This is a genomic window from Rhodopseudomonas sp. AAP120, assembly GCF_001295845.1.
In the GTDB taxonomy this organism is placed as follows: Bacteria; Pseudomonadota; Alphaproteobacteria; order Rhizobiales; family Xanthobacteraceae; genus Rhodopseudomonas.
In genome coordinates this window covers 1-12,770 of the sequence record NZ_LJIC01000045.1, presented here as the reverse complement: position 1 = coordinate 12,770, position 12,770 = coordinate 1, and the positions used below count along the sequence as shown (strand labels likewise).

11 protein-coding genes are annotated in these 12,770 nt (G+C 67.1%); 5 read left to right on the top strand and 6 right to left on the bottom strand.

Translation table 11 applies throughout. The features are described 5' to 3' along the window. Positions 1-101: 101 nt before the first annotated feature. The 4 genes from IP86_RS08210 to gstA form a co-directional block, all read right to left on the bottom strand. Complete coding sequence (locus tag IP86_RS08210; protein WP_054162030.1) at positions 102-1,394, bottom strand: HlyD family type I secretion periplasmic adaptor subunit; 1,293 nt, start codon at positions 1,392-1,394, stop codon at positions 102-104. Further along, entirely contained in the window at positions 1,391-3,193 is a 1,803-nt protein-coding gene (locus tag IP86_RS08205) for a type I secretion system permease/ATPase (RefSeq protein ID WP_082363892.1), read from the bottom strand. Before IP86_RS08205 ends, IP86_RS08210 begins: the two co-directional genes overlap by 4 nt. A gap of 96 nt (positions 3,194-3,289) precedes the next feature. Then, positions 3,290-5,026, bottom strand: coding sequence for a hypothetical protein (locus IP86_RS08200; RefSeq protein ID WP_156332438.1), 1,737 nt, complete (start codon positions 5,024-5,026; stop codon positions 3,290-3,292). 239 nt (positions 5,027-5,265) lie between these two features. Beyond that, positions 5,266-5,880, bottom strand: coding sequence for a glutathione transferase GstA (gene gstA / locus IP86_RS08195; protein WP_054162028.1), 615 nt, complete (start codon positions 5,878-5,880; stop codon positions 5,266-5,268). A 124-nt stretch (positions 5,881-6,004) separates the two neighbouring features. Here gstA and IP86_RS08190 point away from each other — a divergent pair, with 124 nt between their 5' ends. The 3 genes from IP86_RS08190 to IP86_RS08180 all read left to right on the top strand — a co-directional run bounded on the left by IP86_RS08190 (position 6,005) and on the right by IP86_RS08180 (position 8,820). Continuing rightward, positions 6,005-6,496: a MarR family winged helix-turn-helix transcriptional regulator gene (locus IP86_RS08190; protein ID WP_054162031.1), complete on the top strand. Its 492-nt coding sequence runs from the start codon at positions 6,005-6,007 to the stop codon at positions 6,494-6,496. Positions 6,497-6,589: 93 nt separating this feature from the next. Beyond that, on the top strand, positions 6,590-7,960 hold the full coding sequence (locus tag IP86_RS08185; protein ID WP_054162027.1) for a glutamate--cysteine ligase: 1,371 nt from the start codon (positions 6,590-6,592) through the stop codon (positions 7,958-7,960). A 305-nt stretch (positions 7,961-8,265) separates the two neighbouring features. After that, positions 8,266-8,820: a PAN domain-containing protein gene (locus tag IP86_RS08180; protein ID WP_054162026.1), complete on the top strand. Its 555-nt coding sequence runs from the start codon at positions 8,266-8,268 to the stop codon at positions 8,818-8,820. Positions 8,821-9,159: 339 nt separating this feature from the next. On the opposite strand, the gene lepB is transcribed toward IP86_RS08180, so the two are convergent. Together lepB and tldD are read right to left on the bottom strand one after the other, a co-directional pair. Further along, positions 9,160-9,930 carry a signal peptidase I gene (lepB, locus tag IP86_RS08175; protein ID WP_054162025.1) on the bottom strand — a complete coding sequence of 257 codons (771 nt, stop codon included), beginning with the start codon at positions 9,928-9,930 and terminating at the stop codon, positions 9,160-9,162. Further along, positions 9,927-11,354, bottom strand: a complete 1,428-nt coding sequence (gene tldD / locus IP86_RS08170) for a metalloprotease TldD (RefSeq protein ID WP_054162024.1) — start codon at positions 11,352-11,354, stop codon at positions 9,927-9,929. The genes lepB and tldD overlap by 4 nt, the downstream gene beginning before the upstream one ends. Before the next feature lie 289 nt (positions 11,355-11,643). Here tldD and IP86_RS08165 point away from each other — a divergent pair, with 289 nt between their 5' ends. Both IP86_RS08165 and IP86_RS08160 read left to right on the top strand, forming a co-directional pair. Further along, positions 11,644-12,117, top strand: coding sequence for a MarR family winged helix-turn-helix transcriptional regulator (locus IP86_RS08165; RefSeq protein WP_054162023.1), 474 nt, complete (start codon positions 11,644-11,646; stop codon positions 12,115-12,117). 102 nt (positions 12,118-12,219) lie between these two features. After that, entirely contained in the window at positions 12,220-12,645 is a 426-nt protein-coding gene (locus tag IP86_RS08160) for an organic hydroperoxide resistance protein (RefSeq protein ID WP_054162022.1), read from the top strand. Positions 12,646-12,770: the final 125 nt, after the last annotated feature.

Below are 12,770 nucleotides of genomic sequence, written 5' to 3'. Positions count from 1 at the left end.
CCCGCCGCGCTTCGCGCGTCGACCTCTCCCGCAAGCGGGAGAGGTGAGCTGTGCCCGGCTCGCCTTCCACATTTACGACGACCGCCTCGCCCTGAAGCCGTCTACTTCTCCCTGAACGCCCGCTGCATCTGATCGGCCAGCGGCTTCATCAGATAGGACAGCATCGTGCGATCGGCGGTGCGGACGAAGACTTCGACCGGCATGCCGGGCATCAGGTGCGTCTTGCCGAGCTTGGCGATCTGGTCCGGCGGGATTGCGATGCGGACCACGAAATAGCTCGCGCCGGCCTTGTCGTCGCGGGAGACGTCTGCGCCGATCCGCATCACGTCGCCGTCGATCTCCGGCGTGGTGCGCTGGTTGAAATTGGTGAAGCGCAGCATCGCGGTCTGGCCGATGCGGATCTGGTCGATGTCCTGCGGGGCGATGTGGGTCTCGACCAGCAGCCGCTCATGATCCGGCACGATCGTCATGATGGTGTCGCCGGCGCCGATCACACCGCCTTTGGTATGCACCGTGAGATCGTGCACCAGCCCGTCCTGCGGTGCGCGGAGTTCGAGCTTGTCGGCGGCGTCGCGCGCTGCGACCTGCTTCTCGACCGTCTCCGATAGCTTGGCGCGGACCTCGGCGAGCTCCTTGGCGACATCGCTCCGGAAATCCTGGTCGATCTGCAGGATCTTCAGCTCGGTCTCGGAGATCTTGCCCTTGGCCTGCGCAATCGACGCGGTGAGCTGGCCGCGCTCGCCGAGCAGCCGCGCCGAGTCGCGTTGCAGCGAGGTCAGCCGGTTGATCGACACCAGCCGCTGATCCCACAGCTGCTGCACGCCGCCGAGCTCCTTCTCCAGAAACTCGGTCTCCTGCTGCTTGGCGGTGAGCTGATCGCCGAGGCCGGCGATCTGTTCGGTGAGCTGCGCGATCTGTTCGCGCAGCTGCCGCTTCTGGCCGTCGGCGGCATCGCGGCGCAGATGAAAGAACCGGCGCTCGCCGGCGACGATCGCGGCGGCGGTCGGGTCGGTCTCTTCAGTCAGCAGCTCGGGAAACTGCACGTCGTCGCGGGTGTCGCGCTCGGCCTGCAGCCGCGCCTGCCGCGCCTCCAGCTCCCACCGCGCTTTGTCCACCGCCGCGAGATTGGCCCGCGCCACGGTCTCGTCCATGCGCAGCACGACATCGCCGGCTTTCACGCGCGTGCCGTCGCCGACCAGCAGTTCCTTGACCACGCCTCCGGTCGGATGCTGCAGCTTCTTCACCTCGGATTGCACCACCAGTGAGCCCGACGCGATCACCGCGCCGGCCATCTCGGTGGCGGCGCTCATCACGCCGATGCTGATCACCATGAAGCCGGCCGCGATGCCGACCGCGATGATATGGGCGCGGATCGAATGCGACGTGCTGGTCATGTGATCGCTCCCTCGGCGGCCGGCGTGCGCTTGCGTTTCGGCGTCGCGGATTTAGTCGCGGCGGGTTTTGCCGCGGCCGGCTTCGCCACCGTCGGCGCCACCTGCTGCGGCGCCAGCAGCGGCAGCACCGCCTCGGTGCGGCCGAACGCCTGCAACTGGCCGCCGTTCAGCACCAACAGATGATCGACCGCCGACAGCAGCGTCGGCCGGTGCGCGACGATCACCAGGATGCCGCCGCGCGCCCGCACGCGCTTGATCGCCTGCAGCAGCGCCTGCTCGCCCTCGGTGTCGAGGTTGGAGTTGGGCTCGTCGAGTACGACGAGGAATGGATCGCCATACAGTGCGCGGGCCAGCGCGATGCGCTGCCGCTGGCCGCCCGACAGCATCGATCCGCCGTCGCCGACCTCGGTCTCGTAGCCGTTCGGCAGTCGCAGGATCATGTCATGCACGCCGGCTTGGCGCGCGGCGGCAATGATCCGGGCGGGATCCGGCGCCGCTGCGAACCGCGCGATGTTCTGCGCGACCGTGCCGGCGAACAGCGCGACGTCCTGCGGCAGATACCCGATCGCTTCGCCGAGCCGCGCCGGGTCCCATTGCGCCAGCGCGGCGCCATCGATCCGGATCACGCCGCGTAGCGCCGGCACGATGCCGACCAGCGCGCGCGCGAAGGTGGACTTGCCGGAGCCGCTCGGCCCGATGATCGCCACCGCGCTGCCGGCGGCGAGCTGGAAGCTGACATTGTTGACCACCAGACGCTCGGTGCGCGGCGCCGTGAGGCTGACGCCGGTGACCGCAAGCGAGCGCTGCGGCCGCGGCAGCTCGGTGAGCGCAGTCGCCTGCGGCATCGCGTTGAGCTGGCCGCACAGCCGCTGCAAGGCTTCGCGGCTGGCGATGAAGCCGCGCCAATTGGCGATTGCCAGTTCGATCGGCGCCAGCGCCCGGACCGACAGGATGGTGGCTGCCAGCATCACGCCCGGCGTCGCCTCCTGCAGCACCACGAGATAAGCGCCGAGCGCCAGAATTCCGGATTGCAGCGCGGTGCGCAGAAAACGCGACGCGCTGCCGAAGCCGCCATTGAGATCGGCGACGCGGCGCTGGCCGTCGAGGAAGGCGTCGCTGCGCTCGGTCCAGATTTGCCGCATCCGCGTGCCGATGCCGAGCGCCCGCACTGTCTCGGCATGATGCACGGCGGTTTCGCCGGCGGCGCGCCGCTGATTGGCAAGGCCGACCAGCGCCCGCGTCGGGGTCCGGGTGGAGAGTTCGGTCGCCACCGTGATGGCGCACAGCGCCAGCGCGCCGATCGCAACGGCGAGGCCCATCAGCGGATGAAACAGCGTGCACACCAGGATGTACACCGGCGTCCATGGCAGGTCGCAGGCCGCGATCAGTCCGCTGCCGGCGATGAAGCCACGGACGCTGTCGAGGTCGCGCAGCGTCTGCAGCGGATCGCCGTCGCGGCGAGTCAGCGCGGCGTGCTGAGTGGCGTCGAACGCGGCGTCGCGGATCGAAGCGTCGAACGCCTCGCTGATCCGGTGCAGCAGCCGGCTGCGCAGTGAATCCACCACGCCCTGGATGATCAGCAGCACCGCGACGATCAGCAGCAAGCCGGTCAGCGTCGACAGGCTGCGGCTCGGCAGCACGCGGTCGTAGACCTGCAGCATGAAGATCGGACCGGCCAGCATCAGCAGGTTGATCAGCGCGCTGGCGACCACGATGACGACCAGCGGGAGCCGGATCGACGCCAGCGCGGCGCGGATCGCAGGAGGAAGCGTCGAAAGCCGCAGCCGGGAGCCGATCATCGGATGTGTCTCGTCGTTATTGTTGTGGGATTTTGAGAGACGGAGAGGCTCGAGGCGCGGGACGTATCCCGCGCCTCCGATTGGTCGTGCGTAGGCTCAGATGATCTGCGTGCCGTTGAGGTGCAGCAGGCCGTGATCACCGCCGATCGGCGCGAGCGCCGCGACGTCTTCGATGGATCCGAGGTCGGATAGCGGCGCACTGTCGGCCGCGCCGATGCTGGTCACCTGTGTGAGACTGCCGACCAACCCGTCGCTGCCGCCCGAGAGAGACGCCAGCGACAGCGCGGGCGCATCGGTGTTGACGCCGACGTCCGCGACCTGCGGGCCGTTCGGGCCGACATCCACGGCGTTGACGTCGATCGGCGATTGCGGCCCGGTGCCGGTCGCCGCCAGCGCGTCGACCACCAGCGGCGAGGTGCCGGTGTCGTCGACATTGGCGTCGACGAGGTGGCCGGTCGACGAGCCGTTCAGGTTGAGGGCGTCGCCGCCGAGCAGGCCGGCGCCGGTGTTGCCGCCGTTCAGCGACAGCAACGCGCCGTCCGTCAGATCCTGACCGAGGCCGTCCAGGTTGAGGACGTTGCCGAGCCCGCCCTGCTGATCCGCCAACAGCCCGGAGTCGCCGTTGAGCGTCAGGTCGATCAGCTGCGGACCGTTCGGGCCGACGTCGAGCGCGCTGACGTCGATCGGCGAGGCGGCGCCGTCGGGCGTCGACAGCAGGTCGAGCGCGAGACCGTCGCCGAGCGGCGTGTCGATGCCGTCGACGCCGACATCCACCAGATGCCCGCTCGACGAATGCGACAGGTCGCCGACGACCCCGTTCAGCAGGCCGTTGCCGCCGTCGCCGTCGGTGCCGCCCAGCGTCAGCAGCGGGTTGGACTGCAGGCTGCCGCCGAGGCCGTTGATCAGTTCAGGCACCGGATTGAGCGGGTCGGCGCCGTTCAGCACGGCATTGCCGAGTCCGAAAGTGGCATCGACGACGTCCGACAGGTCGCCGCCGATGTGATCGATCGAACCGCCGAGATTGCCGCTCAGCGCGTCGCCCGGCAGGTTGAGCACGTCGGTCAGCAGGTTGCTGTTGCCGTCCGCGCCGGGCGCGGCGCCGATCGCACCGAGGCCGATGGTTTCGCCCAGATTGGTGACTCCATGCACGATGTCCGAGGTGCCGGTCTGGTGCGACAGCGTCTCCAGCACGTTATGCAGGTCGAGGACCGCGGTATTGGCAACGTCCAGCACGGGCTGCGTCACGGCGTCGTGGCCTGCCAGCCGCAGGGTCGTGCCGCCGCCGAGCGGCGACAGCACGTCGTTCACCAGCGAGGTCAGTCCGAGCTGGTCCGTGATGCCGTTGTCACCGATCGGCGATCCGCTGCCGATCGGGCCGCCAGCGGCAGTGTCGCCGCCATTGGCCGAGCCGCCGGGAGCCGCACCGGCATCGCCACTCGCAGCTGGCGGCGCGTTATCGCCTGCGCCGGCGTTCTGGGCAGGCGTCTCGCCGTCCGCTGCGCCGCCGGTAGCGCCATTGGCGCCGTCTCCGGCCGGTGCACCGGCCTGCGCCTGGTTCGTTCCGGGCTGGGCCGCACCGCCAGAGGGCGCTGCCTGCTGGCCGATGCCATAGTCCGGCTGGGCAGCTGTCGGCTCACCGGCTGGTGCCGCGGCAGAGTCCGGGGTGCCGGCGTCCTGCGCGTTGCCGGCCTGCTGATCGGCATAGTATCTCCCGATACCGTAGGTGCCGTCCGGCGGATATCCGGTGGCCTGGCTTTCGGAGAAAGCCGCAGCCGACCCCATCATCGTGTTCGTACGATCCGGGGAGGGATTGCCGTTCGCTGTCGTGCTCATCGCTTGTTCTCCACGTGGGTTGTGCGTGGAAAATCAAGGAAGGAACACCTCTTCAGGTTGCGGCCAGCGAGAATGCGCGCGGGGTTCCTGGCTAAGGATCGGTTAGCGGACTCCGGCGCATTTGCATCGCGAGATCCGGACGCGGCCGAATTCCGTCACGAGACTTGGGACTTACCGCGAATGCGAAAGCGGCGGCGCGGATCGCCCGCGCCGCCGCTTCAGATCGGGGTGGAGCTTGATCAGGCCTTCTGCAGCAGCCCTTCGCTCTGCAGCGCGGCCTGGACCTGCGGCCGTGCAGCCACGCGGGCCTTGAAGGCGGCGAGGTTCGGGTAGGGGGCCAGATCGATCTTCATCCGGTCGCACCAGTTCAGGATCACGAACAGGTAACCATCCGCCACCGTGAACGACGAGCCCATCAGGTAGTCCTTACCGGCGAGCTGCTTGTCGGCGTAGACGAAGTATTTGGCGATGCGGTCCTTGAAGAACTGCTTGGCATCGTCGCCGAGCACCGGCGAGAACAGCGGGCCGAAGCTCTTGTGCAGGTCGGTCGAGATGAAGTTCAGCCACTCCTGCAGGCGATAACGCTCGGGCGAGCCGTTCTCAGGTGCGAGCTTACCGCCGCCGACCTTGTCGGCGATCATCTGGACGATCGCCGGGCCTTCGGTCAGCACGCTGCCGTCATCGAGGCCGAGCGCCGGCACCGAGCCTTTCGGATTGATCTGCGTGTAGTCGTCGCCGTTTTCCAGCTTCTTGGCCCGGAGGTCGACCTTCACCAGTTCGAACGACAGGCCGGATTCGCTGAGCGCGATGTGCGGCGACAGCGAACAGGCGCCGGGCGAATAATACAGCTTCATCGAGATTCCTCCCCGAGGATCATGGAAAACACGCGCGCCGGCGATTAAATGCGCCTGCATGGAGGAGTCAAGATTGATGCATCTGCATCCGCTGGAGTAGACTCCCGGCACGATGGATGAGGCGATGAAACGCAAACCCTCGACCGAAGCGACCGCCGCCTGGGCGCGCCTGATGCGGGTGCGCAGCCGCGTGCTCGATGCGGTCGAGCAGGAATTGAAGAAGGCCGGCTTCCCGCCGCTCGCCTGGTACGACGCGCTGCTCGAACTGACGCGCGCGCCGGGCGGCGAGATGCGGCCGGTCGAACTCGAAAAGCAGATGCTGATTCCGCAATACTCGACGTCGCGGCTGATCGACCGGTTGGTCGACGAAGGGCTGGCGGCGCGCCGCGAATGCAAGATGGACAAGCGCGGCCAGTTCGTCGAAATCACCGACGCCGGACGCGAGCTGCAGAAGAAGATGTGGTCCGCCTATTCGGCCGCGATCGAAAAGCACGTCGGCTCGAAACTGTCCGATGCCGACGCGGCGCGGCTGTGCGGGCTGCTCGACCGGCTCGGCTGCGCCTGCAACGGCACGCCCGCGGTGCCGGACGACAGAGACAGCGCGGCGGCGCGATGATACACAGCTCACCCCTCGTACCCGCGGCTCGTTTCGCCCGCGGCTCCTGCCACCCTGCGCCGCCTCGTCCCGCGCGCTGCTTCCGGAAGTGCCATGGCGCGTGACCAGATCGATATGACGCCGCTGAACTCGCGCGACGAACTCGTCGGCTGGATCGAAGCGGGCGTCAAACCGCCGTGCGACTTCCGCATCGGCACCGAGCACGAGAAGACGCCGTTCACCCTCGACGGCCACCATCCGGTGCCCTACGAAGGCGCGCGCGGCATCGGCGCGCTACTCGAGGGCATGCAGATCCTGCTCGGCTGGGAGCCGATCATGGAGGGCCCGCATATCATCGGGCTGCACGACGTCACCGGCGGCGGCGCGATCTCGCTGGAGCCGGGCGGTCAGTTCGAACTGTCGGGCGCGCCGGTCGACAACATCCATCAGACGCATTCCGAACTGATGGCGCATCTGGCGCAGGTGCGCGAGATCGCGACCCCGCTCGGCATCGGCTTCCTCGGCCTCGGCATGACGCCGTCGTGGTCGCGCGAACAGATTCCGGTGATGCCGAAGGGCCGCTACAAGATCATGACCAACTACATGCCGAAGGTCGGCCGCTACGGCCTCGACATGATGTACCGGACCTGCACGGTGCAGACCAATCTCGACTTCTCGTCGGAAGCCGACATGGTCAAGAAGCTGCGCGTGTCTGTGGCACTGCAGCCGATCGCCACCGCCCTGTTCGCCAATTCGCCGTTCACCGAAGGCAAGCCGAACGGTTTGCTGTCGTTCCGCTCGGAGATCTGGCGCGACACCGACAACGCCCGTTCGGGCATGATCCCGTGGGCGTTCGAAGCCGGCATGGGGTTCGAACGCTGGGTCGACTACGCGCTCGACGTGCCGATGTACTTCGTCAAGCGCGGCGATCAGTATATCGACGTCTCGGGCTCGTCGTTCCGCGCTTTCTTCGACGGCAAGAACGACAAGATGCCGGGCGAGCGCCCGACGCTGTCGGACTGGGCCAATCATCTCTCCACGATCTTTCCCGAGGTACGGCTGAAGCGCTACCTCGAAATGCGCGGCGCCGATGGCGTGCCGTGGGGCCGGCTGCCGGCGCTGCCGGCGTTCTGGGTCGGCCTACTCTACGACGATACCAGCCTCGATGCGGCCTGGGAGCTGGTGAAAAGCTGGACCGCCGAGGAGCGCCAGGCGCTGCGCGACGAAGTCCCGCGGCTCGGCTTCAAGGCGAAGATCCGCAATCGCTTTCTGTTCGAGATCGCCAAGGAATGTCTGGTGCTGTCGCATGCCGGGCTGCGGCGGCGGGGCCGGATCGATGCATTCGGCAACGACGAGTCCCGGCATCTGGCGCCGCTCGACCAGATCCTCGCCTGCGGCCGCTCGCCGGCCGAGGAGATGCTGGAGAAGTACCACGGCGCCTGGCACGGCTCGGTCGAGCCGGCCTATGACGAGTACGCGTTCTGAGCCCGAGCGGTGCGCGGCAATCCGCCGCGCGGGTCGCCGAGTGCCGAGTTGGTTCGCGTTCCGGCGGGATTCGCGTCGTGCCACCGAGGCCTTCACCGGCGCGGGCTGAAAGAACGGCATGACGGGTCTGTGCATCTGTGCTTGGCTCTGCGGCGCGCCATCGTGATCGATTCTGTGACCGAGCCACACATGTCCGTTCATCGCGCGTACAGGTCAGCGACCGTCAGATGCCATTTTGGAACTGCGGCCCAGTCTCCAATTTTGTTGGAACCTTGAACTCGGGCCTAACACGAAGGCGAGCGTGAATGCGGCGAGGCGGCCTCCTGGGGGCATGGTTGGTCTTGCTCGTCGTGGCTGCGGCAGCGCTGACGCCGCACGCGGCGCAGGCGCAGGCCAATTTCGACCGCCCCGGCGCCGATTACTTGCGGCTGCCGGTCGACAGCAACGATCCGGCGGACTGCGCGCTGATGTGCGAACGCGACCGCCGCTGCCGGTCGTGGACGTTCTCCTATCCGCAGGTCCCCGAGGACGGCGCGCTGTGCTGGCTGAAGAGCGGCGTGCCGCAGCGGACGCCGAGCAATTGCTGCGTGTCCGGCGTGCGCGGCGCCGGCGTGATCGAGCCGCGTAACGGCTCGGTCGAGGCTTCGATCGATCGCTACGGCGGCGACTTCCGCAATTTCGAAATGAAGGCGGGGGAGGGCGACGATGCCTGCAAGGCCGCCTGCGAGCAGGACAACAAATGCCGCGCCTGGACTTATGCGCGGCCCGGCCTGGTCGGCCGCAACGCGCGCTGTTTCCTGAAAAACCAGGTCAAGCCGCCGCGGCGTAAGCCGGGGTTTGTATCTGGCGTGGTGCGTTAGAGCGCTTCATCGCTTGATTGAAACGATCCTACCTTTCCGCAGGCACTGAATCCTCATCCTGAGGAGCCCGGCGTAGCCGGGCGTCTCGAAGGATGGGGCAACGCATTCTCGGTGGCCCATGGTTCGAGACGGCGCTGCGCGCCTCCTCACCATGAGGTCGTGCGTGTGGTAGGAGTTACTGATCTTCCGCTCCGATTCTAAGAAAAGCAGAATTGCTCTCGAGCGCCGTCGCGACGCGGCAGCGCGTGGGATGGGTTGAGCGTTTCGCGAAACCCATCCCTCCCGACGGGGCCCTTGATGGGTCTCGCTGCGCTCAACCCATCCTACGTTCGACGTAGCTCAGTGCACCGACGTGAAGAACCGTGCGATCCGGAAGCCGGAAACCCAGTTGGTCAGCGGCTCCTTGCGGACGCCGGGATTCCACGAGCCGACGATGGCGTCGACGCGGCCGACCAGATTGTCCATCGGCAGCAGGCCGACGCCGCCCTGGCGCACCGGCACGCGGCTGTCCGAGGAGTTGTCGCGGTTGTCGCCCATCACGAACAGATGTCCCGGCGGCACGGTGACTTCCGGCGTGTTGTCGAGCCGGCCGTTGTCGTACAGCTTGAAGATCGGATGCGAGACGCCGCCCGGCAGCGTCTCGACGTACTTCGCCGCGGTCTCGTAGGCGCCGTCTTCATCTTCGGCCTTGCCGACGCCGTCTGGCTTCACCGTGGCATCGACGCCGTTGATCCGGACGATGCCGTTGGTGAGTTCGACGCGGTCGCCCGGCAGGCCGATCACCCGCTTGACCCAGACCTGCGAGCGGTCGCCCGGCCAGCGAAACACCACCACGTCGCCGCGATGCGGCGTGGCGCTGAACACGCGGCCGGTCTCCGGAAACGCCACGTGGATCGGCAGCGAGGCGCTGGAATAGCCATAGGGATATTTCGAGGCGAGCAGCGCGTCGCCGATCAGCAGCGTCGGCTCCATCGAGCCCGACGGCACGTAGAACGGCTCCGCCAGCGCGCCTTTGCCGACCAGCACGATCGCCACCACCGCCGCCAATTGCCCGAGCTGCGCGCCCCAGCGCCGAACCGCGCCCGTCATCACGCCCGCCTTGCTGTTCATCCGCCCGTGCCTCCGACCGTAATCCGATCCATCCGCAGCGTCGGCTGGCCGACACCCACCGGCACACCCTGGCCGTTTTTGCCGCAGGTGCCGATGCCGTCGTCGAGCTGCATGTCGTTTCCGATCATGGAAATGCGGTGCAAATCAGTCGGACCATTGCCGATCAGCATCGCGCCCTTCAGCGGCGCGCCGATCTTGCCGTTTTCGATCTTGTAGGCCTCGGTGCACTGGAAGACGTATTTGCCTGAGGTGATGTCGACCTGGCCGCCGCCGAAGTTCACCGCATAGATGCCGTTCTTCACCGAGGCGAGGATTTCGGCCGGATCGTGCTGGCCGGACAGCATGTAGGTGTTGGTCATCCGCGGCATCGGCACGTGGGCGTAGGACTGCCGGCGGCCGTTGCCGGTCGGCTTCATGCCCATCAGCCGGGCATTCTGGCGGTCCTGCATGTAGCCGGTGAGGATGCCGTCCTCGATCAGCACGGTGCGGCTGGTCGGGGTGCCCTCGTCGTCGATCGACAGCGAGCCGCGCCGCGCCGAGATGGTGCCGTCGTCCACCACGGTGACGCCTTTGGCGGCGACCTGCTGGCCCATCAGGCCGGCAAACGCCGAGGTCTTCTTGCGGTTGAAATCGCCCTCGAGACCGTGGCCGACGGCTTCGTGCAGCATCACGCCGGGCCAGCCCGGGCCGAGCACCACGTCCATTTCGCCGGCGGGCGCCGGCACGGATTCGAGATTGACCAGCGCCTCGCGCAGCGCGCCGTCGGCGGCGTTGCGCCAGGCCTTGGTCTCGATGAAGCGCGCATAGGGTTCGCGGCCGCCATAGCCCTTGGAGCCGCTCTCCTGGCGGTCGCCCTGGCCGGCCACGACCGAGACGTTGACCCGCACCAGCGGACGGATGTCGCGATAGCTCTCGCCATCCGGCCGCAGGATCTCGACCACCTGCCAGGTGGCTCCGACCGACACCGACACCTGCCGCACCCGCGGGTCCTTGTCGCGCACATAGGCGTCGATCTCGGCCAGCAGCTTGACCTTGGCCTCGAAGCCCGGCGCGTCGAGCGGGTTGTCGTCGCCGTACAGGCGGATGTTGGTGTGCACCGGAGCCACCGCCAGCGACCCGCTGTAGTCGCTGCGGACGGCCGCGACGGCGTCGGCGGCGCGGATCAGCGCCGGCAGCGACACGTCCGACGAATGCGCGTAGCCGACCGCATCGTCCTTGACGGCGCGCAGCCCGAATCCCTGCGCGGTGTCGTAGGTCGCCTGCTTCAACCGGCCGTTGTCGAACGCCAGAGCTTCCGTCTGGCTGTATTCGAGAAACAGCTCGCCATCGTCCGCCCCCGCGAGCCCCCGCGTCAGTTCGCGCCGCACCGCATCGCGATCGAGCTTGGCGCGGTCGAGCAGGGAGGTCTGGGCTGGGTTGGTCATGAGATGGGTTCCCGATCTTGTTCGGATTGAAGATAGGCGCTTCGCGGGCTTTCTGCGAGAGGCTGGCGGGAAGAGCCCGCATCATCGGCAAAGCCTAAGTCGAAGTCCCGTGACAAATTGTTCATTGCGGCGCTCTCCGTCATTGCGAGCGAAGCGAAGCAATCCAGCTTCGTGCATCGAGGCTGGATTGCTTCGTCGCTTCGCTCCTCGCAATGACGTGATCGACATTCGCGCGCGTGTTTCGCCCGTCCACTTGCAAATATATCGCGCGCGACATAAATTATGGTTCATGAAATCGAACCCGACATCCTCGATCCGTTTGCCGCGTGGTGGCGATAAGCAGAAGCTGCAGTCCCAGCTCTGCTTCGCGCTGTACTCGACGTTGCTCGGGGTCAACAAAGTGTATCGCTCGCTGCTGCGCGAGTTCGATCTGACCTATCCGCAATACCTCGTGCTGCTGGTGCTGTGGGAGAGGGACCGGGTCAACGTCTCGGAGATCTGTGATCAACTCTATCTCGAGACAACGACGCTGACGCCGCTGCTGAAGCGGCTGGAAGCGCGGGGGTTGATCAGCCGGCGGCGGTCGGCCGAGGACGAGCGGCAGGTGATCGTCAGCCTCACCGATGAGGGGCGGGCGCTGCGTCAGCAGCTCAAGCACGTGCCCGACTGCCTCGGCGCCGCGATGGGCGGCTCGCTGGAGGAGATCGTCGAGCTGCGCAACAAGCTCACCAAGGTGCGCGACCACTTGTTCGAGGCGGCATGAGGACGACGCCCTCGACAACCCGCCCGCCAGATATATCGTGCACGATTTTAAGCTGTGCGACTAATTAGTTTCTCTCGACCTCCCCTCGAAAGGAAGACCATCATGTCAGTCGAAAAGGTTCTCTACCGCGCCACCGCGACCGCTACCGGAGGTCGCGACGGCCGCGGCGTCTCCAGCGACGGGCATCTCGATCTCGCGCTCGCCACCCCCAAGGAGCTCGGCGGCGCCGGTGGTCCCGGCACCAATCCCGAGCAGCTGTTCGCGGTCGGCTATTCGGCCTGCTTCCTCGGCGCGATGAAGTTCGTCGCCGGGCGTGACAAGCTTCCGATCCCGAAGGACGTCAGCGTCACCGGTTCGGTCGGCATCGGTCCGATCCCGACCGGCTTCGGCATCGAGGTCGAACTCAAGATTAGCCTGCCCGGCATGGACCGCGAGCAGGCGCAGACGCTGGTCGACCGCGCTCACATCGTCTGCCCGTATTCCAACGCGACGCGCGGCAATATCGACGTGACGCTGACGCTGGTATGAGGGGCGCTGCCGCCTTTCGGCGGCAGATAAAGGTCTCGGCAGTCTCCGCACAAAGATCGTCATGCCCGGGCTTGACCCGGGCATCCACGATTTCAAGCGAGGCCGTGCTTGTGGCCGTGGATGGG